This is a genomic window from Shouchella oshimensis, assembly GCF_002019765.1.
Lineage (GTDB): Bacteria > Bacillota > Bacilli > Bacillales > Bacillaceae_D > Shouchella > Shouchella oshimensis.
The window spans coordinates 2,265,547-2,289,735 of sequence record NZ_KV917380.1; the positions used below are offsets into that span (position 1 = coordinate 2,265,547).

The following is a 24,189-nucleotide window of genomic DNA, read 5'->3' on the forward strand; positions in this document are numbered from 1 at the left end:
TTATTGGTCAGCTAACCAGTTTGATAGATTATCCATTTCATCTTCAGACAAAGCTGTTTGCGCCGGCATTGTTCCCCGACCATTTTCTAAAATATCTTTTATTGATTCAGGAGACAAACCATTGTCAACTAGAGCTGGACCACTAAGACCTTGAAGTTGATCACCGTGACAGTGGATACAGCTTTGCTGATACGACTCCTCCGCTGCAACTGAATTATAATCATTAATTACTATGTTCTCATTTTCCGTTTCGCGAGTCTCCTGCTCTTCTGCTTGATCTCCATTAGAGCAAGCGCTTACGAGCAAAAGAAGTGAACTTATTAAAAGAAATCGCTTCATTTTTTTCTCCTTTCTTCAAGCTATATAATGAGATTGTACGCGTTAAATGTTAAATGCTGATGAACTTTTCCATTATTTCTTACAGCATGGTAGATTTTTTTATTTTGCAAGTGAAACCATCATCTAATTCTTTATACATCGCTTGTTCTTGTTCCGACTTTTCTTAAGTACCACTCGATTCGATGCGCATGCTCCCACTTCTATAAGCAATCATCCAACATATGTTGTTCGCTGGCTTGCAAACTTTCTTCTCTTCATGCATTTCGACAAATCATTGCCGTGGGGATAGCCCAAAACTGCTTTCACCTTTCTAAATCAATTTGAACATTCAATCGGCATCCTCCTATGGTTGTATCATTTTACGGAAGAATCGTTTTAAGATCCTCTTTAATCGATGATTGGTCTAAAGCAAGTCCATTGTACATGCGCACCACATCTCCAGCAGGATCAACTAAAAAAAAGCGTGTACTATGCACAATGTCAAGTCCATCTTGAGACTCTTCCACCGGTGATAAAAATGCTTCTTCCGAGAGAGTAGCGATCTCTCCCTGAGAATAGCCTGTTAAAAAGCGCCAGTTTTCATTATCAGCAGCAACGTTTTCACTGTAAGAAAGCAACCTTGCTTCATCATCATTCTCTGGATCAACCGTAAATGAAACGAATGACAGAGCTAAATTCTCTTCGAATGCAAAGTCTTGTAAATTACGCATGTTTGGTGTCATGATGGGACAGACAGATGGGCAATTTGTAAAAATCATATCTGCGAGCCAGTAAGTCCCTTGCAACTCTTCCGTACCAAACGCTTGGCCAAACTGATCCGTATAGGAAAAAGACGGAACGGTTGAATTCCCTTCGCTCACGCCCTCTGGTAATGAACCTGGTGACAATTCGTAAATCCAGCTACAGCCTGATAAACAAAGAGCACCGAACGCGATTGCTGTACCTATTCTTTTCTTCATAGCTACCTCCTTTACTATCTAGCTTACTATTCATTTGTCAAATCGCTGTGAACTTTTTCTATGTTCAAGAAATAGACACCATTTCCCATCTATGTTCATCTTTTCACAAACCATCCTTGAAAAATGCGTATTGAGCCAGAAAAACATCATTATTAACCATACAATCGAAACAACTCCGACAAAAAGGATAAATTTAAAAGTGGAAGTTGAATAAATTGAAATGAGCCATATCACTAGGAAGAATAAACCTTTTCCTAGCATTACTTTTTTCCCAAGCTGCTTTCGTTTCATCTTTCCCCTCCTTTTTTAAAGAAAAGAGGGTAAACTCAACGTTTCCCTCTTCTTTAACCGTTAATGATGAAATCCTCCTGTCATTGACTGGTACTGATAATCAGCTAATCGTTCATTCTGATCATTTAACAAATACATAAAATGACGTTCTGGCCAATTGGCATTGGTTGTTTCAATATGGAAAAAGACATTGTTTTCATTCACATTCGTTGTTACGTACTTTTCATCGTAATGAATTTGAACTGCGTCAACATCTGCTGTTCGTTCAACAAAACCAAATGAAACATAGGCAAAATCATCGTTCTCACTTAACCAAATTCCACTGTCCATCTTTCGTGTTTCCATCGCTTGTTCTTGTTGCCCCTTTAAGGCGTTATCAATGACGACACCACTGAGCGGTACACGTTTATAGCCATCCGTAACGATGTCTAGTTTCTCAATTCCGAGATCCCTCTCGTCAATTCCATAAACTAAATAGACTGCATTGTCTTCTTCTTGTTCAAGCAGAAGCATAATAGAAGAACCCTCTTCGTAACTGGCTTGCACCGCTTCTTCCATTGTTGGAAACACCGTATCATCAACAAGAATATCCCCAGCTTCAACTGACAAGAGTGTTCCGCTGTAGAGCGTCAAAGCAACAAGCATCGATAACGATACTGTAAACAGTGCCTTTCTTGAAAAAATCGTTACAACAATTGTGGCAAGGAATAAAAGAAGTGCTATATAGATAATCACAAATCGAATAGGCCCTTCTGTAATACCAATGATTTGATAACTTGCTAAACTTTCGTTCACTGCCCAAGAAGTGATGGGATGTAGTGTTTCTGTTTCAAGCGTTCGCAGGACATCTTGTGGTGGTAAGTAAACAGCCATTATTGATTGAATCACTAAAATGGCACCACCGACTAAGCCTTGCGCTTTAAAAGAAGAGAACGTCCAGCCTTGATGCGTCTTCCCTCGTATCCAATCAATCACATGTTTTAACATGAGAAACATAAGCGGTAGATAAAGCAAGTTTGTCAGAAAAAGAAAATGACCATAATACGTCATAATGCTCGCTAGATAGTCTGAAGCGAACAAAAGGATTAGTCCACCCTCTGACAATATAGTGATAAGAAGAAGTACAACCGTACTCCCTACAAACCACTTTTGTTTCGATTGACTTTCAGAAGCTAAGTCATCTCTTTGCTTAAACCCTATATGCAAAAACAGTCCTGTTAGAAGAGATAAACTGATCGCTCTTACGACATAAAGGGTGTACCCTAACCAACTGCCATATTCTAAACCAGGTTGAAGCAGTTGAATCATAAAAATCAGCAATAGACCAGCATAGAAAAAAAGAATGGCATCTCGCTTCTCAGACCCATCTGTCCTAATTAAAAGAAGAACAAACAAGCCTGATAAAAGCAGCAGTAGCATAAACACTCGACCCTCTGCTTGTGTAAATAAAATAGCCATGATGGAATTAACTACCCCTTGATTATATGTTTGATAAAACGTCACGATTCCTTGGATAAGCGGCAACATCGCCAAAACGGGTAGGCTGACGACAGCCCATTTGTGATAAGGCGAGCGCTTAACGTTTGACACGCCTAGAAAGCTTGCTGCTGAACCACCAATGAACCAGATACTAATGATGGTCAAGCAAACGACCGTTAATTGCGTCATCATTGGTGTACACCTTCTTTCTTAACAACGACCTTCTTTTGCAGCCGTAATGCGTTAAGGACAACCGATACGGAGCTAAAAGCCATCGCTGTACCTGCAAGCCATGGAGCTAACAATCCTGCTGCAGCAATGGGTATGCCGATTGAATTGTAGACAAGCGCCCAGAACAAATTTTGTTTAATATTATTCATTGTCAAATGACTGATGTGTAATGCACCAGCTACTTTTGTTAAACTTCCACCTAACAGGGCAATATCGGCTGATTCAACCGCAACATCAGCACCTTGCCCCATGGCAATCCCTACATCAGCAGCGACAAGCGCCGGTGCATCGTTAATGCCATCTCCAACCATTGCAACAACAGCACCTTTACCTTGTAAAGCTCTTACATATGCTTGTTTTTCCGCTGGCAGTATACCCGCAATGAACGTCGTAATCCCAACTTGAGCTGCAATTGAACGGGCAGTTTCTTGATTATCTCCCGTTAGCATAATGATGTCTAAACCTTGGTTTTGTAATTGTTTAATGCCAGCTTTTGAATCTCTTTTGAGCTTGTCCGCTAATGTAATAACCCCCGTAATGATAGATTCAACTGCAACGAAAAGCACCGTTTCTCCCAACGATTCACGTTGTTTCACTTGTTTTTCAATTGAAGCAAGCGAGACACCGTGCTTTTCAAGAAGGGAACGGTTCCCAACCAGAATTTCCTTATGGTTCATAACGCCTTTCATTCCCCGACCTGGGAGTTCTTCAACCATATCCAGTACGTATGATTCGTCCGGTTTCTGAAGTCCGTCCACAACCGCTTGAGCTAGCGGGTGATTGGATTTCTTTTCAAGCTCATAAACATATGTTAACCAACGCTCATCTGGAGTAACAGAAATCACTTCTTGAATCTTTGGCTTTCCTTCTGTAATCGTTCCTGTTTTATCAAACACTACAGTCGTCACCTTGTTGGCAAGTTCCAGATGTTCTCCGCCTTTGAATAGAATTCCTGTTTCGGCAGCACGACCAGAACCAGCCATGATTGATGTTGGAGTGGCAAGTCCAAGAGCACATGGACAGGAAATAACAAGTACAGCAATAGCTGCCTCAAATGCCGAGGCCGTTAAACCCGGTTGAATAAAAAAGTACCAAACAATGAATGTAAGAATTGAAAAAGCAACGACAATCGGCACAAAAATACCTGATATCTTGTCTGCAAATCGTTGAATCGGTGCTTTTGATTGCTGTGCCTCTTTCACGATGCGCACGATGTCATCTAACACCGTCTGGTTGCCTGCTGTTGTCGCTTCAACTAAGATGAAACCCATTTGATTGAGCGTTGAGCCGTAAACCTTTGAGCCAACAGCTTTATCTGCCGGTAAGCTTTCTCCCGTAATAAAAGATTCATCAATTGATGTGCTACCATTAACAACAACGCCATCAACCGGAACTTTTTCTCCTGCTTTTACAATTAATAAGTCGCCTTGTTTAATTTGCTCAACGGCTATTTCTTCTTCAGTTGTCCCGTTCTGCCTTCTGGCTATTTTTGCCTGACCTTGAATAAGAGATGTAATCGCTTTTGTCGACCGATTTTTTGCTTTATCCTCTAACAGTTTGCCGACTAAAATTAACGTAATGAGCACAGCGCTTGTTTCAAAATAAAGATCAGGCATAATACCCTCATGGACGTTTAGCCGTTGCGTGGCAAAATAATATCCACTTGCGTATAGCATGAGTATAGGAACTAATATGAGTAAATCAACTTTTAATTGCTTTTTTGGTAGCGTGCTATAAACAGCAAAGAATCCTACCATTATTAACATCGCAAGAATAATTTCGATATCAATTAAACGAACATGGCCGTCATAGGTCGACAAAGACTGAAACGTTAAATAAACACTATAAAAATAAGCGGCCGATGTTCCAAGAGCGACGAGAACATCCATATTCATACTTTGATTTTTTAAGGCTAAATACCCACTCTTATAAAAACGCGCACCAATGACAAACTGTACCGGTGTAGCCAGCAACATTTGGAACCAAGGATTCATAAACAATTCAGGAACCCAAATGAATGATGTAAAGGAGAAATGGTCAGCCATTGCCCAAAATAAAGGAAATGAAAGCAATACACCTAGCCATACGTTACGTTTAAGCGAACGATGTTCTTCACCTTTTTCCTCTAAGCTCTCCGTTAGCTCAAAGCCAATTCGTTTCACTTTTTCTTTTAAATCGTCTGAAGAAAGAATCGTATCGTTGTACGTAATGCTTGCTTGCTCCGTTGCTAGGTTAACAGATACCTGTTTTACCGCTGCTTGCTTCCCAAGTACTCTTTCAATCCGACTAGAACAGGCACTGCATGTCATCCCAGATACATTAAAGGTGGCTGTCGTATACGCAACACCGAAACCAATTGATTCAATTTTTGATTCAAGTTGTTGGATCGTCATTAACTCAGGGTCATAAGAAACGGAAGCTGTATTTAAAGCAAGATTAACGGAAACGTCTTGCACGCCTTCCGTTTTGCCTAAGACTTTTTCAATTCGCGTACTACAGGCGGAGCACGTCATACCTGTAATATTCATTTGACTTTTTTTCATACTGACTCCCCTGACTGTATACATATCTATCTAATTTAAACAATAGTATGAAATTGTGAAGTTTAGATGAAGTCTTTGATCTGTTCGAGAATTAGACAGATTTAATCCCCCTGAATCTGGATTCAGGGGGATTAAATCAGTTACATTGTAAACTGATCCTCTTTCTTAAAAAAGAGTGGTCGAATAACGAAATCGATAAAGAGAAGAACAAGAAGCGATAGACCAACTAACGGCATAAGTATCCCAAATAGAGCCATGATACCAAAAACGACCCACGTTGTTTTCGGATCTGTTGCTTTACGAGGAGCCGCAAAGGTCCCTTTCGGAGCTCGCTTCCGCCACATCACAAAAGATGTTCCTATTAAGCCCATTAGGCCCAAACACGTTATTAAACCTAGTGCTTGGTTAACCCAACCGAAAAGTCGTCCTTCATGAAGTGCAATTCCAGATTCAACTAGCTTTGCCCCGAACCCAAAGTCATCATACCGGACATCACTGAGGATGGCTCCGCTATATTGATCCATATGAAGGGTTGCCAAATCCTTAGGCACATCCATATGTGAAGCCGTATATACACCCGTCTCCCCTTGTGGCATCGAAACGGAGAAAGGCTTCTTAATCGCATGCTGTTCAAACAAGTGAATGCTATCATCCATTGACAATGGTAGGTAGCTAGACTGTATAGAGAAAGGAACAGGTAAGTTCTCATTCGCCCAAGGCACTTCGTCAACAACATCTTCTGTGACCGTAACCGATTCAGGCTTTTCTCCAAAACTATACGCATAAGGAGGAGACGTTGCCACACTTTGAATCTGAGGTCCCAGCACCCCAGACCAAGGTAAGCCCGTTACAATTAATAGAAGAATAGCAGCTGATAGCCAAAAAGCTGGAACAGCATGTAACTCTCGCCAAAACATTCGTCCTTTCTTTTTTAAGCGTGGCAAAATTGTTCCCCAGATTGCCTTTTTATTTCTTGGCCACCAGATGTATAAACCCGTTACGATTAAAATAACTGCCCAACAAGCAGCTAACTCCACTATACGGTTTCCGACTGTTCCAGCGATCCACAACTCACTATGTATACGTTTGAAAATCTCTGTTAGCTTAGCGTCATTATTAACGATACCCGTTACTTCAGCGGTAAACGGATTAACAAAAACGGAAGAACCCACGCCATTTTCTTGGATGAGAAATTCCGTTGCTTTCTGTTCATCATGCACGATTACGGAAGTTATAGATGAATCAGGGTACGCTTCTCTAACGGAATCTGCTTGATTCGTGTAATAAAGTCGTTGATCCTCAACCTGTTCGATTTCTGTGTACTCACTGTAAAGATACCCCTCAATTTGCGGTTTAAATAAGTATACGCCTCCACTGAATGCCAAAATAAATAAAAATGGGGCAAAAATAACACCGGCATAAAAATGCCAGCGCCAAACCGTTTGATAAAAAGCGGACTGGCGTTTTTTCTTTTGATTTGTGCTCACCACATTCACTCTTTCTTTTAATAGAATCGTCAATCTTTTTCTAGTATAAAATAGAGATGTGTAGTAGTGATGAAATAAACGAATAGGATCAAAAAAACCTTTTATTTTCTCGATAGGTGTTGCTTAACAAGAAAAATAAAAGGCTTTTTATTCAAATTGGACTGATTGTGTACCTTTCAATTAAAAGTTTTATGTTAAATCCCCATTAAGAGCTGGGAAAATACACTCTTTCTAAACAAGTACGCCATCCTCCAAGTACAAAAATCGATCAGCCAATTGAACAAGCGCGCGTTCATTATGCGAGATAATTAAGGAACTAAATGGATGGTCTTGTTGAAGGTCCTTTAAAAGCTGGATGATTTGTGCTTGCACAATCATATCGAGACTTGAGGTTGGCTCATCTAAGATAAGTAGATCGGGGTTTGTGCTAATGGCTCTAGCAATACAGACACGCTGCTTTTGCCCACCACTTAATTCGCCTGGGTAACGATCTAACAATTCAGAGGCTAAACCAACTTGCTCCATTAGCGATTTTGCCTGTTGCAATCGGCTTTTTCGGTACTGTTTTTTCGTCGAATAACTTCTCTTTTTATTATCTAATGGCTCCATAAGAGAATCGATGATTGACCACAATGGATTAAGCGACAAACCAGGCTGCTGAAAAACAGCTTGGATCTTGCCTCTGTTTTTTGATCGGCTGTTCTGTTGCTGGCTGAATAGAGTCATTTGTTCAGCATCAAACGAATCCAACTGTAATAAACAACGGGCAAGCGTACTTTTTCCCGAACCACTTAAGCCGATTAAACCTACCGCTTCGCCTTTTTTTATCGAAAATGAGATGTCTTTTAGAACAGGCACGGCTTCATCGTACTTTTTTTCAAGATGTTTCACCGTCAGAATCGTTTCTGCTTCATCAATCAGTTCATCCTGTTTAGGATCAGGCTCATTGTAAAGCAATCTTTCAGCTTCTACCAATTGTTTTGTGTAGGAATGAACAGGTTGTTCTAGTACATTTTGTTTATTCCCGAATTCCACAATTGTTCCAGCTTGCATAACAGCGATTAAATCACCGTATTTCCTAGCGATAGAGAAGTCGTGGGTAATCAAAAGAATCATGCAGTTTCTTTGTTCTTTAGCCTGCAGGAGCAACTCTAACACTTGTTTTGAATGGTATGAATCAAGTGCCGTTGTCGGTTCATCCGCTACAATAACAGCAGGCGAAAGCATTAAAGCTGCCGCGATGGAGACGCGCTGCAACTGTCCTCCACTACACTCAAAACTATAGCGCCCTTGTATGTGCTCGTAGGAGAGACCAACATCTTCAAGCGCTTTAGCTATGACTTCTTGTTGTTCTGTGCGGCTCATAGACAAGTGGCTTGTAAGTGTTTCATGAAGTTGTCTTCCTAACGTCATTTGGGGACTAAACGTAGCTGCATAGTTTTGGAAGACATAGGAAATGGCTTGTCCTCTCATGTTCTGCCTTTCTTTTCTTTTCAAACCTGAACCGTTAAACGTAACCGCTCCCCTTGTCGTGTAAACACCAGTAGGAAGAAGTTCGGCTAGAGCTAGACCCGTTAGCGTCTTTCCACTGCCGCTTTCTCCGACCAACACAAGACAGTTGCCTTCTGGTATCTCCCAATTCACTCCCTCGACAAGCCGTTGTTGATCATCAGTCTGAATGCAAAGATCTTGAACACTTATGGTGCTACTCATGTAAACCTTCTCCTTTTCCCCTTACGATTCCCAAGGCGTTCCTGTATACGATCTCCTGTCAACGTAGCCAAGATAACAACTGTCATAATGGCTAAACCTGGAAGGAACATCAAACGCGGCGCTTGATTAAAATACATCTTCCCTTCATTTAACATCGTTCCCCACTCTGCCCCAGGAGGTTGAACACCTAAACCAATGTAAGACAGGGAGGCAATCATTAAAATAATTTTGCCAATATCCAGTGGAAATAAAGCCATGATCTGTCTTAAGCCGTGGGGCAATAAGTGTCTACGGATGATTCGCGAGGAGCGAGCGCCACTGATTTTAGCATAATTCACATATTCTTTAACCCGTTCTTCCTGCACCGAATTTCGAACAATTCGAGCGTAGGCAATCCATTTTACCGCAATAATGGAGATCATCAGATTCACTAAGTGAGGACCAAGTAAACCTGTTAAAACGATCGCAAGCAAAAAATCAGGGAAAGCAAGCAAAGCATTCGCTATTCTCATAAAGAAACGATCTAACCAACCGCCAAAATAACCTGCCAGCAACCCAATTGGTAAGCCAATCACCACGGTTCCCAACAAGACAAACAAACTTGCGCCAATCGTTAGCTGTCCACCAACTAACAGTCTAGAGAAAACATCTCTGCCAAGTCCATCTGTTCCTAGCCAATGATCAATAGAGATTGGCTCAAGCTTCATTGACATTGTTACATGAAAGGGATCATACGGAGCAACCAATGATGCAAACGGAAAGAAGCAAACAATCACTAATAAAGTAAGCCCAGGAAGTCCTAACCAATCAATTAGATGTCGTTTCATTCACGCTACCCTCTTCTCCGCGATTCTGGCTGTAACCAAACTTGTAAAGCATCATTTAGTACATTAAAAAGTGTGATCAGTAATGCAACAGCAACCATATATCCCTGAATAACTGGATAATCTCGATTGTGGATGGCATCTATAGCGAACTTTCCAAGACCTGGATATGAAAAAAGCACCTCAATGACTACGGTTCCGCCTAGAAGACTGCCTAATGTTACGCTAAAATACCCAAGTAGAGGAGACAATGCATGGCGAAAACCGTGGTTAAGCGTGACGCGCCACGATGAAAGCCCCCTTGCTCTTGCTCCCCGTACAAACTCTTTTTCCATGCTTATCGTCATACTCGAACGAATCATCCGCACATAAACAGCTGCCATCGTCAAACCGAGTGCGAGTGATGGCAAGATTAAGTGGCGGATCGAGCCGGTTCCCATTGAGGGCAACCAGCCTAAGCGAACAGAGAATAGCTCAATTAACAAGATACCTAGCCAAAAACCAGGAATTGACGTCCCTACCACGGCGAAGATGCGTCCGAACTGATTGATTACGCTTAATGATTTAAACGATGACAGGATACCTATTGGAATCGAAATAGAGACCATAACGAGTACAGACGTTCCAGTTAGCAAAAGCGTTGCCGGCACCCTTGTGATGATCTCTTCTGTGACAGGTCGGCGTGTCATGAACGACTGTCCAAAGTCCAGCTGAATAGCTGCAAATAACCATTCCCTATACTGAGTCAACAAAGGGCGATTGAAGCCCATTTCCTCACGTTGAGCGTCAATAACGTCTTGATTTACTGCCACATCTTCTACACCTAATACATCTCGAACAGCATCTCCTGGTGCAAGCTTCATTAGGACAAAACTGATAAACGATAAGAGCAAGAGAAAGAGAATGAACTCGAGTAAACGCCGACCTACATGAATCAATCTCCATCAACATCCAGTTCATTGGTCAGCATATAGTATTCGCTTCTGCTTGTATTCCAATTTTCCACACGATCATTCATCGCAACCACAATGTTCGGATGGACCAAATAGGAATAATAGGTTTCCTGATCGATCAGCAACAAAGCGTCTTCAATTAATTGATTCCGTTCGCTCTCATCGATTGTTTTGTCCAGTTCATCAATGATGCTTGTTAGCTCTGGATGATCGACCTTGCTAAAATTAAGCGCTCCATCAGGCTTGAATGAAACATTAAGAAAATAACTCGCATCGCCTCGAGGAGCAATTAACGGGCTGTACATGCCAATATCCCAGCTTTCTTCTTGCAAAAGATACTCCTCATAATTGTCAACCACTTCTATCGAAATCGTAATTCCGATTTCTTTTGCTTTTGATTGAAGTGCTTGTGCTAGAATAGGGAATTCCGCTCGTGATGTGTACGTGACAAGAGTAAAATGAAGCGGTTCTCCCTCTTTCGTAACCACCTCGTTTTCTGTCTCAAAACCAGCTTCCTCAAACCAGGCTAACGCCGTTTCTTTACCAGTGTCCTTCTGATCATATTCTGGTGTAAACTCAAAATCTGGAAGAAACGGACCATTGGCTAATACGGCTTGTCCAGACATGATCTCGTTCATCAGTTCTTCACGGTCAACCAGAGCATCAAACGCTTTCCGAATCGATTCATCTTCAAACCATTCATTTCGAGTATTAAATATTAGTTCATGTGTTCTAAGACCAACAACTGATTCCGTTTTATAGAGTGGATCTGCCTCTAAATCGGTCAGACTATCTACAGGGGGGCGATAAACAATGTCAGCTCCGCCTGATTTTAACGCAGAGAGTCGTGCACTTTCATCCTCGTTAAATGTAAAACGAGCCTGATCCAAGCGAGCCGCCCCGTCCCAATACTCATCAAAACGCTTGACATCTAACGCACTGTTCGCAACAAAGGAATCGACCATAAACGGGCCGGTACCAACAGGACGTTGTTCGGGCTCACTAGCGCCCACCTCTAAAATTGACGCATTCGGATGAACAAGTTCAGAAGGAAATTGAGGAAACGGTTCATTTGTAACAATTGTCAAAGTTTGGTCGCTTGCCTCCATATAATCAATATTAAGAACCTCCATTACACCCGGGTTTTGTTCCATCGCTCGTTCTAACGATTGTTTGACTGATTCTGCTGTTAATGGCTCTCCATTATGGAAAAGAACCTCACTCCTTATCGTAAAAGTCCAATGTTGACCATCTTCGCTCTGCCAATCTTCCGCAAGCCAAGGCTCAATGGATAAATCATCGTCATTAAGCTTAACCAACGTTTCTGTTACACCTGCCCGAAGGGGGGTGTAATCAAGGCTAGGATCGATTGTCTGACTAGGGAAATTAAATAAAAATGTAGCTTCCTTTAGTTCAGTTTGATTCGTCGTATTCGTATCAGACGAACAAGCTGTGAATAATAAAAGAGCAGAACATGCAACAACGTACGTAACTCGTGATGCTTTTACCATTTTATTGACCTCCATCATTCATGTCACTTCTGCGTTATCTTAGCACTAAGATGTGAAAACAAAATGAAATCATTTGCTTTAAAAGTGACGATTCGACGAATAATGAAATTGTTACAACGCATGAAAAAAGTTTAAGATTCTTGAAAATACTAATGTTTTTCTCACTTTACTTTTTCTGGCGCTAGTTTTTTCCTTAACAAAAATACTATTAAAAATATTAATTAACAGTCACGATAGTTTGAATTTGCCGACAGAATAAATAAAAAAATCCTTTTTATTTTGTTTAACTGCTCTCCTCTAATCTTAAGAGAGCTATTAATGTTAAAAGTAGTTGGTACTGAATTAAATTGTTTACTGAAATAGACGATAGTATATTGCTAGAGTGTTAATCATTTGGCTACTCACTCAAAATTGATGCATAAGACTTTATTTTTATATTAATCATTATGTTTATACACATTCAAGAATATGTGCCTCAAAAGGCATGTTTTGTCTTTTAGATAGCACATTTAATGAAGCTATTTCTTTTTAACTTGCCGACTTCACCTTCACTTAAAATAGATTATTATTGAAATGTAATTTATAAACTTAAGTTGTGAATAAATGTTAAATAGTTCGAATTAAGATTATTCAAAGATAAAGAAGTTGGGGCATAACTAGCTTAAGCCTATTTATTGCCGAATAAAGATGGGTATATTAACTTATCTTAAAACATAAAGCCGAACTATAACTGCATGCCTTTAGGGCATTTCAGATAATAGTTCGGCTTTTTCATCGACTAAGATCCTTTTGTCCCAGCCTTTTTATTTATTCCTTCCCCTTCCAAATCTTACCGTTAAAAGGAACGAAAAACCGCAGCGTGCTCACTGCCAGTCAGCCGTTGGAAATCCTTCAATGAGTGCGCATCCTTATTTCCCCACAACCACCTAGCCTGCACTCCTTCTTGTACGACATATTCATTTTCACTAAAGAACATCCCATCATTTTCATCGTATTCGCTACTAATAAAAAGACCTGTATCACTGGCACTAAAATGATTTTGTTCAATTCGATTTGCGAACGTATAATATTGCACTAATAGTTGCGCTCCCTCTAAACCGACTCTATCGTTATGTGACACGATATTTCCGGCAATAACTGTATTCCTAGTCCCTCCACGTTCAGAATCATACCCGCCTATAGCAATACCAGTATAGCGATTGTTAAATACCTCGTTATTCAAGATGTCAATACGATTAGCATACTTGCCTTTATGTTCAGACGTCGCTTCTATTCCAATATCGTTCTGATAAACCGTGTTCCCTTGGATCAATACGTCACTTCCGCCATCAACATAAATTCCGCCAGCACTATAATCCTTGTCATAGCTTGGATTCTCATAGCTCGAATTATGATGAACCACATTCCCTTGAATAACACCCTGACGCGCATAATCTTTCGATTGGTCAATGGCGATGCCTTCATAGCCAATAACGTCAATTCCAATGTTATCTGTTTCATAAACATGGTTATTGGTAATAGTAAATTGACTGACATCCCCGTTCACAACTAATGCCTCGCTTAACCCTAACTTTAGGTCTGTTAGCGTATTATGGTTAATATGAATAGCTGTAATCGCTTCATTTCCGTAAACGGCAATACCATGAGCGTTTCCTCCAACAGCGGTTGTTGAGACCCCTCGGATTGTATTGTTCACGATCTCAATATGCTGACTCGCACCGGTAATGAATATACCTACTACCGTTTTGTCAACATGATTTGTCGTGACGTCTCCGATTGTAAATCCATCAACTGTAATATAGCTATGACCATCTATTTCAATTAAAGCCACATCGTCTAAATCGTCTTCCATTCCCTTACCACTTAGAAAAACGTCTTCTCCTTGATACGCTTCAAAACGTATTGGCTCTTGTTCCGTTCCGCTATGCTGGATGAGAAGAGGTTCCACATAGGTCCCCTCTCGAACGAAAACCGTTGTACCAGCTGTCGCTTTCTCAGCTGCCATCTGTAGGCTCACAAATGGCTGATCCATTGTACCAGGGTTTCGATCATCACCATCTGGTGCAACATAAAGAATACGCTCATCAGATTGATTCTGACAACTTGCTAAAAACATCCCTGCTATAAGAATAGCTCCTTTAATAAAGGCTTGTGACTTCAATTCATTTCGTCCCTCTCTGCTACTATCTAAATAATGATCTTTGCATTATACCACGCTGTGAAAAGGCTCATGATTCTTTTTTTATGAATGTCTCTCATTCTAAGAAGTTGATTGTGAAGATCGCGTGCTATACGATAATAGTTGCTAAGATGTGGTTTAATGAGAAGAGCTTTATTTTATAACGAGAAAGACGGTGCCAGAATGAATAGATTACTACTTGTAGAAGATGATGTGGCCATTAGTGAGATGGTTCAAACCTATTTTACAAACGAAGGCTTTACAGTTGTGCCTGCTTTTACTGGGCAAGAAGCCATTCAACGATTTGCTGATGACACATATGATTTAGTCTTACTTGACTTAATGTTACCTGAATTAAATGGCATGGATTTCCTACTTACGCTTAGGAAAACGAGTTACGTCCCTGTTATTATTCTATCTGCAAAAGACAGCGAGTCCGACAAAGCAGTCGGTCTAGGTTTTGGTGCGGATGATTACATCACTAAGCCTTTTTCCATGATTGAACTACTAGCAAGAGTGAAAGCAGCCATTCGCCGAACGACCCAGTATAAAAATGCTACCCTACCCGACGTTCCAGCAATTATACGAATACACGAAATTGAAATGGATCTTCATTCGTTTATCGTCAAGAAAAAAGATCAAGTGATCCATCTCACCTCAAAAGAATGGAAACTCTTAAAGCTGTTCGTTGAGAACCCTAAAAAAGTCATGACAAAAGAACAAATCTATTATTCCGTTTGGGAGGATCACTATTATGGAGACGATCATGTTATTAACGTTCATATAAGCCGACTGCGTGAAAAAATTGAAGATGACCCCGCTAAACCAATGTATATTAAAACGGTTTGGGGTATTGGCTATAAATTAGGTGATGTTAAATGACTGTCTTTCTATCCATCTTTAGCATCGTTCTTTTATGTGGATGCCTCGTCCAGATCCAAACTAAGCGTACCTTTCAAAAACAGCTGCGTTCCATAAAAAAGCAGCTAACCGATATTGTAAATGGTCAAGCAAGTGGTCCTGTACTAATCGGAACAGACCATAAGCAAATGGCAGACCTACTCGTTTCAATCAATAAACTCAATGACCAAAACCGGGAGCATGCTCGCCAATTTATTCGAACAGAACAATCGATGAAGCGTATGCTCTCCAATATTTCTCATGATTTGAAAACCCCTTTAACGGTGATTTCAGGTTATGCAGAAATGCTCAATGCAAAAATAGACATGCCTAGTCAAGAGCGTCAGCGTATTCTTTCTCACATTCACGAAAAAACAGATGAAATGACTACGTTGATCGATTCTTTTTTTGATTTAGCGAAACTTGAAGCAGGAGACAAGCATGTACCATTAGGTACCATTAATTTAACAGAAATCTGCAAACAGTCGATTCTTATGTTTTACGAATTAATCGAAACGAAAGGATTAGACGTTCAAATTGACATACCTGATTCACCCATTTTTGCTCTAGGCAATGAGGAAGCGTTACATCGAGTTTTAGCTAATTTAGTGTCAAATGCACTTCGCTACGGGTCAGATGGTAACGTTATTGGATTACACATATACGCAGATGAGACCATCGTTACGATTGCCGTATATGATCAAGGGGTCGGCATTCGTGAATCCGATCAACAGTCGATTTTTGAACGAATGTATACATTGGAGGAATCCAGAAATAAAGATTTTCAAGGAAGTGGATTAGGCTTAACCATTACCAAGAAGTTGATCGAACAAATGCAAGGAACCATTTCGGTAACGTCCATCCCTCATGAGAAAACGTCCTTTATTTGCAAATTAAAACGTGTACATGGCTAGTCTTTTTTTTCTTGAGATTTTTGTGAGGTTTACGATAGAGAAAAGAAACAGTCAATCGTTACAGTAAGAGTATAGGAACTAAAGGAGGAATAACATGGACTATATTGTTCAAACGAAAGGTCTTACGAAACGATACGATGGACATACCGTTGTATCGGATGTGTCGTTGTCGATTAAAAAAGGGGAAATTTACGGCTTTCTTGGTCCTAATGGGGCAGGCAAATCAACAATCATGAAGATGCTTATTAACGCGATTAAACCAACCAGTGGCGAGATTGAGCTATTTGGTTCCCCAGTAAGAGAAGATTCATTTCGTTACTTACAACGAATTGGCAGCATGATTGAATACCCAATCTTTTATGAGAAATTAACTGCTCGGGAAAACCTAGAGCTACATTGCGCTTACATGGGCTACCATAACAAACAGACGATTTCTGACGTACTAGAGTGGGTCGACCTTTCTAGGGAGGCTCATAAATGGCCTCATCAATTTTCACTAGGTATGAGACAGCGCTTATGTGTCGCAAGAGCCATCCTCACAAAGCCGGAATTGGTCATCCTTGATGAACCCATTAATGGACTTGACCCTGAGGGGATACAATCTATGAGAAGATTGTTAAAAAAACTGAACAAAGAATATGGCATGACCCTTTTTATTTCCAGTCATATCATTGGTGAAATCGAACAAATTGCGGACACGATTGGTATGATTAAAGACGGGACATTAATAGAAGAAACATCAATGGAAACGCTGAAAGAACAAAATACAGAGTACATTGAACTCGTTACAAACGATCCAAAAAAAGCAGCGGTTCTCTTACATGATCAATTAAACATAACAAACTTTAAAATCATAGAAAACCAAAGGATTCGCATTTTTTCAACAGAGGTGTCTCATGCCAGCATTTCAAAAGCGTTAATTCTAGAAGACATCGAGATTCATTCTATCCAAACAAAGCAAACGACATTAGAAGAGTATTTTATTAAAAAAATCGGTTTACGTAAAAATGACCAATAAAGGAGGATATGTTAATGTATCGTTTAATGAAGCTTGAATTGAAAAAACATAAAATCAGTTGGTATGTAAAAGGAACGCTCATTGCAAATGCAAGTATTCTTGCCATGCTCTACTTCTTCACTGTTATTGAAAAACTTGAAAATGATATTATTTTCCAAACAAGTGATGAATTTTTTATGTTTACCGGCGTGTTAATAAGAGGGACATTTATTATCTTTGGTGCCGTTCTCATCTCAAAGATCGTCATTGATGAATTTAAACATGGAACCAGTCTGATTTTATTTTCCTATCCAATTAGTCGAAAGAAACTAGTAACTGCCAAACTAATTCTTATCTTTAGTATAACCTTGCTAACGATGACGCTATCAACGCTGTTTATTGTAGCTAGCTTTACTGGGCTTAACGCGTTCATTGGCTTTTCTGCCAACTTACACGTTACTCAGGAACAACTTTCACAAGAATTACTCCGTTTAATTGGTTTTAACGTAGCAGCAGCTGGTACGTCTCTCGTTCCCCTTTACTTTGGATTGCGTCAGTTCTCAACGCCTGCTACCATTCTTTCAGCGGTTTTAATCGTGATCGTAACGAGTTCTTCTTTAGGGCCCCAATTCTCTTTAATTAACATCTTTTACATTCCATTAGCACTAGCCGTTATTGGACTGATCATCGCATGGGTATCTATACAAACGATTAATCGTTTAGAATTGAATAAACCTGTATGACAGAAAGCTATGGGCAATAGGTCCATAGCTTTTCACAACGTAAAGGGAAGAAAGATGATACATCAGACAAAAAGATGAGGTTGATAAATGCTGGAACTAAAAAGCAAATTTTTAATGAACACAAAAGAAAACAAGCTATATGGCCAATGGCATGACAATGGACGGCTTCTTGATTACAAATAAACTGACATCATTCATACAATGCTAACGCTTCTTTTAAAAAAGACGTGTAGTGACTACGATAATGGCTAGGAGCTATAATCTTTATCTTGTTCCCAAAGCCTGCAAGAAATTGAAATGCATATGGACTTTCAGGAAGTGGGATGATTGCACTGCACGTCCTTTCTGTCTTCTTTACTACAGCTTCTCGCCCAAACCGTTCGATGAATTGATCTCGAACACGAATATCCAGCTCGATCTTCACACTCTTCATAGAAGGTTTAACAGGTTCTTGTGTCGTCCTTTGTTGTTGCGTCATTTTCTGTTCTCTCGGTGTGAAAAATCCTCTTTTTTCTATATCTGTTATTCGCGTCAACTTAAATGTTCGAAAATCGTTACGCTCTAGGCAAAAGCCCACGACATACCAGTGCATCTCCCTCAGTTGAACCTTATATGGTTCAACGAGCCTATGGCTAATTCGCCCTTGTTGATCTACATAATCAAACGCCAGTAACCAATGGTGCTCAATCGCCTTCATCCAATAAGACAGCTCTTCATTTGTTTCGCTTCTACCAATCGATTGATAAAACGTTACATCCATCTTTGAAGCTAGATTTGTAGGGCTCATCCCCTTTATTTTCTGGATCGTCAACTGGATATCGCTGTTTGTTGTCAGCTGTTCAAACCCATCTAACGCCACAAGGATATGTTCAATGTCTTTCTGATTCACCAACCGCTTATCAAATTTATATTCTTCCATTAACGCATACCCTCCACTTGGGCCATGCTTTGCATAAATGGGTATGTTTGCATAGCTTAACGCTTCCACATCCCTTTGAATTGTACGTTTTGTCACTTGAAAGAGTTGACTAAATTCTGATGCAGACACCACCTCTTTTTTTAGCAGTATCATAATGATGGAAAGAAGTCTTTCAACTTTTTGCATAACACCCTCCTATATACGACAGACAGTTGTCACCTACTGTCTAGTATACTACGAATAGACCAATGAGGAGGTTAGACAAAATGAACGCAATCGCATATTTACAATTTAGTGGGCAAGCACAAGAGGCACTCGATTTTTATCAACATGCATTACAAGGAACCGTTAAGAAGGTGAACTTTGGTTCTATCCCGCAAGACCCTTCTGCTCCACTTAGTGGTGAAGAACAGGATATGATCATGGAATCTCAGATTACGTTTTCCGAAAACATCCTGATGATCTCAGACGTACTTCCTTCTATGCAAAGCGTCATAGGCGACGTAACAAAAGGAACGAACGTGATCATAAGCTTGATTAATGGAGACGTGGAAACAAATAAACGTTATTTTGAGGAACTTTCTAAAGGTGGGAAGATACTGATGCCCATTTCTTCTGTTCCTTGGTCATCCAGTTTCGGCATGCTGATAGACAAGTTCGGTATTATGTGGAAATTCAATAGCGATGCAAGTAGCTTTTTGAATCGACTCGTTTAACGTCATTAAAAAGAGGCTGAGACTAACGAAAAGAAGTATTTGAAAAGACGAATAGTCTAAACTATGCTGAGTAGCACCGCTACAGAAGAATCCTTCGCTTTCCGGGGACACGGCCTCAGCCTCTTTCGTGGAAAACCGCCACTTCAGAGTCTTCAGACACGTGCTGATCCCCCAGGAGTCTTCGGATTCTCCTTCTGCTCATTTTCATATAAACAAACGACGAACGTTCCTATTTTCAGGAATGTTCGTCGTTTTGGTCTGTCTATCTACTTTTGTCCAAGCCTCTTGATCCTTTAGAGATAGAGAAAGTTAAGAAAGAATAACAAGTAAAACAAACTTGCCAATAAACAGCCTAGTAGCACAATGAAAGCCTTTATTAAGTAGAAGCCTTTTTGCTTACGCCACCCTTTAACAATTAGATAAAGCACGCCTAGAAATGCGAATAGAAGGAGCCAAAATCCGATCACGTAGAAGGTGAAATTAGACCAAGGCTGAAACGGATTGCTTGCCAATTGAACAACAATGGCGCCAAAAAGACCAAGAGTCAGAACGCCAACGAAAGACCACGCTATTGCCCCTCTATGCATAGAAGTCATATGGGTTTGGTGCCTCCTTTTTCGTATAAAGCCAACTATTCCCCATACAAGACCAACAAGTGAAAACAGTGCAGCGCCTCCTGTTATTCCATAAGCGACATAAGGTGACGCTAACCACGATATCGGTAATTCATCTGCAATGACGCCATACGATAATTGCTCCACCTCACCGGCATCGTTCGTTTTAAAGAATAAGTGATCCGTATTCATGCCTGCATTATCAAGTAAAGACGATTCTTCTGTCACTTTTTCAAACAAATATGGAGCCGTTTCCACATAGTCTAGTTCTACACCGAGAGCAGCAATGGATAACGTGATCCCACCCTCTTGATTAGCAGAAATAACAGAGTCACCATCAGAGAGAAAAGGCATGATTTTCATTGGCCCTGTTTCAACAGAGCGTGCAGACCGGTAGCGACCCTCTACTGCTTCACTATGATTCATACCATCTGTCGCTTCTGGCGTTTCTGTCGACTTGCCAATTAAAACATCCGTTAGTTCTCTTCTCGCTCCTGCCATCTCACCATCCATATTTGTCATAACGGCAATGCCAAACTGTTCATCAGGTACGATGGAAAGAAGTGCGCTAAACGCATCTGTATTGCCACCATGCTCTAAGACACGATAATCTCCTGCTTGACGCTCCCAAAACCCGTGGGCATTTCCTGCCATATCAGGATGAGGCGTGTATAATGTCTGGTGCATCGTATCCAATGTTTGTGGTTCGTTAAACAATACGTACGAGCCAGATTGCTCTCTATTTAAGTGTGCCAGCATAAAATAAGCAAGGTCATTTGTCGTTGTCGTCAAACCACCAGCCGGATTATCGTTGATATAAGCAGTTGGTTTAGCGACCCATTCCGTACCTTTCTTCGTGTATCCAACTGCCTTCTCGTCCATTAAACCAGGAATACGATCATAGCGCACATCAAATGTGGAGTGCTCCATTTCTAAAGGCGTTAAAATCAATTGCTCCACATAATCAGCAAAAGCCATACCTGTCAATTCCTCTACCACATAACCTGCAAGATTTGTACTAAAATTGGAGTAAGCCACCACATCTCCAGGCGGATACAGTTGCTTCGGCTGTCTATCAGGAGCTAAGTAGTCCTCCAATTCAAACAGATGGTCAGGATCGTAAACCGTCAAATCTTCTACTCGTTCTTCAAATCCCGCTGTATGGGTCATCAAATGAGCCACTGTGATCGGTTCATCATAGGTGAGCGCTAACTCCCCTCCCTTTAAATACGGTCGAACATCCGTATCAAGAGTGAGTTGCCCCTCTTCCACCAATTGCATGATCGCAGTCCACGTAAATAATTTAGAAACCGAACCTGCTTCCATATAAGTAGTTTCAGGATGAACCGGTTGTTCCTTCTCTCTATTGGCTAACCCATACCCTTTTTGAAAAACAATCTCTCCGTTTTGCACAATCGAAACAGAGGCTCCTGGTACGTCTTCTTCAATATAACCCTCCATAATGGCATCAACGGTTTCTTCAATGTCAGCTGTCGGTATACCAGAAGGTGTCGATAGACTTTCCGCATATCCTATAGAAGGATAGAGGGAAACCATGACCCATACAATCACCAGTAAAAGTAGTTTCTTCATTTACATTCGCTCCTTTGCAATTCTTTCACTCATGAGTATACGGATGTAACCTTTCTTTTCTCTATCGCAAATCTCACGTTTTTCTAACGAATAAAAAAGGAGTCTAAATAAGAAAAAACCATGCAGGACGGTTTACCTGCATGGTGTGAATGGTACTCTAGCTTTTTTGTGAACAACCGTAAATTTTCTACCTTTCTTTTTCGCGCTCGATCGCTCGTTCGAGTCCAATTCTGTAGTCACTTAAGAGGCTATGCTGATGGTTAATCACCTCTTGCGTTGACTGAATCTCTCTAGTTGCTTTTTCTATTGTTTCGCCTACTTCGTTTAAAAGATCATTATACGAATTGACAACTTCAGCCTCTCGTTCAGCATCAAATTCATTTGCATGTTTACCGTACCACGTATCTTTTGTTAGTGCTGGTTCTTTAAATGTGTGCTTCACATGCGCCATTGTGATTTCTTGACCCATTAAACGAGCTCGGCATGCTCGTAAACGATTAATTTTATCATTGGCTGTTTCAATAAAATTTTCTGTTGATTGAACTCGACTTCGCATGATTTCAACCGACACCATACTCCCTCCTATCTTACCTTTGCTTCCATACGGTCATCCAACTGAGGTGCCCGTTTCACTAATTCACGTTTAAATTCTTCCATACGCTCAGGAGAGATCTTCACTTCCCCTTTTGGACCTGTATGTTTAATCGTAAACCCATGGGAAGAGCCAAGAATTCGCTCATTACCCGAGAAAGGGCTGCCCATTGGCTCAATGGCTGTCATGCTTTCATAGGGAAAAACCCTGCCAATAAAGCCTGCTTGGGCAACCAACCCTTCTTCTTTGAACTCATAGGAAATAAACACCATGCCCGATACAAAATAAATCATGCCTACAATAAATAAAAAACCAAAAAACAACAGGCGTCCGATGGAATTATCCATTATTACAAAGATCGCCATAATGGCAGTTAGTCCTACCACTAAACTACTGTAGCCCGTTATTACTTTTTTATCTCTTGTTGTTTTATATACACTCATGTAGACGTTTTCCCTCCTTTATTTCAAAGGTTGTTTCAGCACACGATTAAGCAATTTCCCACTAACATCTTTCCATTTGTTTAAAGAAGTTTTTTGAATGATACCGTCATCATTTGAGTAGACATCTCTCTTAGCGCTGTGAAAGTCCGACTTTTCACCAACACATGGTTAAAAGTACAATCCACTCTTCCGTCGTGCAACGCATAAATGGTTTCATCTATTCATATTCTTATCGTTTAAATGGTTGCGTTAAAACATATGGGGAATGTTGACAAGAATGAATAGCATTACTGTTATTCCAATCCACTCTAAAAGAAAAATAAAACGCCCCTTTATTCCTCCATGTTTTTCAGTCGAACGTCGAAATAAAACAACTGCAATTCCAAAAAACATATAGTAAAAACCATTCATGAACCGATCATATATACCCTTCGGTTCTTCTTCATACAGTTTATTAACTAAGAAGACAAAAGGCGTATTCTTTCCTAGAATAAAAAGCAGCATCGCCGTAATCAATTGAAAAGCTATAGCAAGACCTATTATAAACGCAAAAACATCTATCAAAGTTTCAACAGCTCCATCTCAAATATTTAATTATCTAAACCAACCAACTTTTAAAGTTTTCTCATAAACGCCTTTAAGCTGCATAAGCTGATGCGCGCCACTTTAAATGACATTCCCCAGTTCTATTCTGACTTCTCCTAAATACTATCTATCCAAATAACTCAGCTATTGTTTCATATCCACATATTGTAAAAAGTAAAATTTATTCTTCAGTTGTACTACATATAAATGGTTTTATCTAGTATTCTCCTTATCTTGTAGATGTTAGTGTGATACCTTATTTTAAAGCTTTTTTCCTTTTATTTAACTAGTAAGACTAGTTTCAATAGCATTAATGATATTACCGATAATAATTAATACAATTGTCGCCATAAAAACCAATCCCGCATAGCGAAGTTTCCCTTTAATACCACCATGTTTGGTCATGACTTTCTCATAAACACAATGTGCAACCCCATAGTTCATTATGTAGAAAAAATTCATAAACTTATCGTACCAGTCTTTCGGATGGTGCTCATAGAAGTTCTCCACAAATCGTGCATATGGATTGTTTTTTCCAAACACAAGAAAAACAAATGCTGTTATGTATTGGTACGCTAAACACAAACCTACTAAATAAATAATACCCATATAAACAATCATTCAATTCGCTCCATAGTTCTAATTTTCAACTTAACCAGCACCT

At 40.1% G+C, this 24,189-nt stretch carries 22 protein-coding genes; 5 read left to right on the forward strand and 17 right to left on the reverse strand.

The annotated features are described in order from the left end of the window. The 11 genes from BK583_RS11335 to BK583_RS11385 all read right to left on the reverse strand — a co-directional run bounded on the left by BK583_RS11335 (position 1) and on the right by BK583_RS11385 (position 14,491). On the reverse strand, positions 1-339 hold the full coding sequence (locus BK583_RS11335; RefSeq protein ID WP_055735209.1) for a c-type cytochrome: 339 nt from the start codon (positions 337-339) through the stop codon (positions 1-3). Positions 340-698: 359 nt separating this feature from the next. Beyond that, positions 699-1,298 carry an SCO family protein gene (locus BK583_RS11340; protein ID WP_055735208.1) on the reverse strand — a complete coding sequence of 200 codons (600 nt, stop codon included), beginning with the start codon at positions 1,296-1,298 and terminating at the stop codon, positions 699-701. A gap of 30 nt (positions 1,299-1,328) precedes the next feature. Further along, on the reverse strand, positions 1,329-1,589 hold the full coding sequence (locus tag BK583_RS11345) for a hypothetical protein (RefSeq protein WP_035393524.1): 261 nt from the start codon (positions 1,587-1,589) through the stop codon (positions 1,329-1,331). A gap of 60 nt (positions 1,590-1,649) precedes the next feature. Continuing rightward, the gene (locus BK583_RS11350) at positions 1,650-3,260 is read right to left on the reverse strand and encodes a hypothetical protein (RefSeq protein ID WP_055735207.1); all 1,611 of its coding nucleotides are present in this window, start codon (positions 3,258-3,260) and stop codon (positions 1,650-1,652) included. Next, entirely contained in the window at positions 3,257-5,842 is a 2,586-nt protein-coding gene (locus tag BK583_RS11355; protein WP_160319263.1) for a heavy metal translocating P-type ATPase, read from the reverse strand. The genes BK583_RS11350 and BK583_RS11355 overlap by 4 nt, the downstream gene beginning before the upstream one ends. A 140-nt stretch (positions 5,843-5,982) precedes the next feature. Next, positions 5,983-7,332, reverse strand: coding sequence for a PepSY-associated TM helix domain-containing protein (locus BK583_RS11360; protein ID WP_055735205.1), 1,350 nt, complete (start codon positions 7,330-7,332; stop codon positions 5,983-5,985). A 228-nt stretch (positions 7,333-7,560) separates the two neighbouring features. Next, entirely contained in the window at positions 7,561-9,042 is a 1,482-nt protein-coding gene (locus BK583_RS11365; protein ID WP_055735204.1) for an ATP-binding cassette domain-containing protein, read from the reverse strand. Beyond that, complete coding sequence (nikC, locus tag BK583_RS11370) at positions 9,039-9,869, reverse strand: nickel transporter permease (RefSeq protein WP_055735203.1); 831 nt, start codon at positions 9,867-9,869, stop codon at positions 9,039-9,041. The genes BK583_RS11365 and nikC overlap by 4 nt, the downstream gene beginning before the upstream one ends. Before the next feature lie 5 nt (positions 9,870-9,874). Beyond that, positions 9,875-10,804: a nickel ABC transporter permease gene (gene nikB / locus BK583_RS11375; RefSeq protein WP_055735202.1), complete on the reverse strand. Its 930-nt coding sequence runs from the start codon at positions 10,802-10,804 to the stop codon at positions 9,875-9,877. Beyond that, complete coding sequence (gene nikA / locus BK583_RS11380; RefSeq protein WP_055735201.1) at positions 10,801-12,330, reverse strand: nickel ABC transporter substrate-binding protein; 1,530 nt, start codon at positions 12,328-12,330, stop codon at positions 10,801-10,803. Before nikA ends, nikB begins: the two co-directional genes overlap by 4 nt. 835 nt (positions 12,331-13,165) lie before the next feature. Continuing rightward, positions 13,166-14,491, reverse strand: coding sequence for a right-handed parallel beta-helix repeat-containing protein (locus BK583_RS11385; protein WP_055735200.1), 1,326 nt, complete (start codon positions 14,489-14,491; stop codon positions 13,166-13,168). 201 nt (positions 14,492-14,692) lie between these two features. On the opposite strand from BK583_RS11385, the gene BK583_RS11390 reads away from it, so the two are divergent. From BK583_RS11390 to BK583_RS11405, 4 genes are all read left to right on the forward strand, one after another. Further along, the gene (locus BK583_RS11390) at positions 14,693-15,391 is read left to right on the forward strand and encodes a response regulator transcription factor (protein ID WP_055735294.1); all 699 of its coding nucleotides are present in this window, start codon (positions 14,693-14,695) and stop codon (positions 15,389-15,391) included. Further along, the gene (locus tag BK583_RS11395) at positions 15,388-16,323 is read left to right on the forward strand and encodes a sensor histidine kinase (protein ID WP_055735199.1); all 936 of its coding nucleotides are present in this window, start codon (positions 15,388-15,390) and stop codon (positions 16,321-16,323) included. The genes BK583_RS11390 and BK583_RS11395 overlap by 4 nt, the downstream gene beginning before the upstream one ends. Positions 16,324-16,417: 94 nt before the next feature. Next, the gene (locus BK583_RS11400; RefSeq protein WP_055735198.1) at positions 16,418-17,341 is read left to right on the forward strand and encodes an ABC transporter ATP-binding protein; all 924 of its coding nucleotides are present in this window, start codon (positions 16,418-16,420) and stop codon (positions 17,339-17,341) included. A 14-nt stretch (positions 17,342-17,355) separates the two neighbouring features. Beyond that, positions 17,356-18,063 carry an ABC transporter permease gene (locus tag BK583_RS11405; RefSeq protein WP_055735197.1) on the forward strand — a complete coding sequence of 236 codons (708 nt, stop codon included), beginning with the start codon at positions 17,356-17,358 and terminating at the stop codon, positions 18,061-18,063. A gap of 190 nt (positions 18,064-18,253) precedes the next feature. On the opposite strand, the gene BK583_RS11410 is transcribed toward BK583_RS11405, so the two are convergent. Continuing rightward, complete coding sequence (locus BK583_RS11410) at positions 18,254-19,168, reverse strand: helix-turn-helix transcriptional regulator (RefSeq protein WP_055735196.1); 915 nt, start codon at positions 19,166-19,168, stop codon at positions 18,254-18,256. An 80-nt stretch (positions 19,169-19,248) separates the two neighbouring features. Here BK583_RS11410 and BK583_RS11415 point away from each other — a divergent pair, with 80 nt between their 5' ends. Beyond that, the gene (locus BK583_RS11415) at positions 19,249-19,698 is read left to right on the forward strand and encodes a VOC family protein (protein WP_038479595.1); all 450 of its coding nucleotides are present in this window, start codon (positions 19,249-19,251) and stop codon (positions 19,696-19,698) included. 293 nt (positions 19,699-19,991) lie between these two features. On the opposite strand, the gene BK583_RS11420 is transcribed toward BK583_RS11415, so the two are convergent. The 5 genes from BK583_RS11420 to BK583_RS11440 all read right to left on the reverse strand — a co-directional run bounded on the left by BK583_RS11420 (position 19,992) and on the right by BK583_RS11440 (position 24,146). Then, positions 19,992-21,905, reverse strand: a complete 1,914-nt coding sequence (locus BK583_RS11420) for a serine hydrolase domain-containing protein (RefSeq protein ID WP_055735195.1) — start codon at positions 21,903-21,905, stop codon at positions 19,992-19,994. 187 nt (positions 21,906-22,092) lie between these two features. Further along, positions 22,093-22,476: a YwqH-like family protein gene (locus BK583_RS11425; RefSeq protein ID WP_055735194.1), complete on the reverse strand. Its 384-nt coding sequence runs from the start codon at positions 22,474-22,476 to the stop codon at positions 22,093-22,095. Positions 22,477-22,487: 11 nt separating this feature from the next. Beyond that, positions 22,488-22,940, reverse strand: a complete 453-nt coding sequence (locus tag BK583_RS11430) for a PH domain-containing protein (protein WP_055735193.1) — start codon at positions 22,938-22,940, stop codon at positions 22,488-22,490. Positions 22,941-23,189: 249 nt separating this feature from the next. After that, the gene (locus BK583_RS11435; protein ID WP_055735192.1) at positions 23,190-23,504 is read right to left on the reverse strand and encodes a hypothetical protein; all 315 of its coding nucleotides are present in this window, start codon (positions 23,502-23,504) and stop codon (positions 23,190-23,192) included. A gap of 303 nt (positions 23,505-23,807) precedes the next feature. Next, positions 23,808-24,146: a hypothetical protein gene (locus BK583_RS11440; protein ID WP_055735191.1), complete on the reverse strand. Its 339-nt coding sequence runs from the start codon at positions 24,144-24,146 to the stop codon at positions 23,808-23,810. Between the last annotated feature and the right edge of the window lie 43 nt (positions 24,147-24,189).